The 514-nt window shown below is 49.0% G+C and carries 1 protein-coding gene and 1 other annotated feature (1 of these 2 running past the window's edge); the gene reads right to left on the bottom strand.

Features of this window, described 5'->3' with window-relative positions; translation table 11 throughout:
- Positions 1-290 (bottom strand): serine O-acetyltransferase (locus B3W37_RS08790; protein WP_483175419.1); only part of this gene is annotated, 290 nt, incomplete at its 3' end.
- Positions 291-325: 35 nt separating this feature from the next.
- Positions 326-514: a binding site (T-box leader), on the bottom strand; it runs 127 nt beyond the window's last position.

Raw genomic sequence — 514 nt, 5'->3', positions numbered from 1 at the left:
TTATCCCCTATCTCGGTGGTTTCTCCGATAACCACCCCGCTGCCATGATCGATGAACAAGCCTTTTCCGATTTTAGCCCCGGGATGGATCTCGATTCCGGTCAGGAACCGGTTGAGGTGCGATATCATACGCGCCACGAAAAATAGTCGATGCCGGTAGAAAAAATGGGCTATGCGGTGATGAATAATGGCATGAAAGCCCGGATAACAGAATAGAACCTCCAGTACACTCTTGGCGGCTGGATCCCTTTCAAAAACTACTTTCACCTCTTGTCGCAGCATGGCAAACATTATTTCCCCTCCTTAAATATAAAAGCCTTTCGTCTCCAAGAGACGAAAGGCTGACTTCCGCGGTTCCACTCCAATTGGGCGATAAACGCCCCTCTCTTCATGGTAACGGTCTTTAACCGGATATGCCTACTCCTATTTCGGCATATCTGCTCCCGGGTGCATATTCGAGCAACTTCATACTGTAAAAAGGCTCTCAGCCGGTGACCTTTTCTCTCTGGCAGCGA

Source organism: Syntrophomonas sp. UBA5494 (assembly GCF_002426325.1).
The sequence above is the reverse complement of the archived record's forward strand: the minus strand, read 5'-3'. Positions and strand labels throughout refer to the sequence as shown.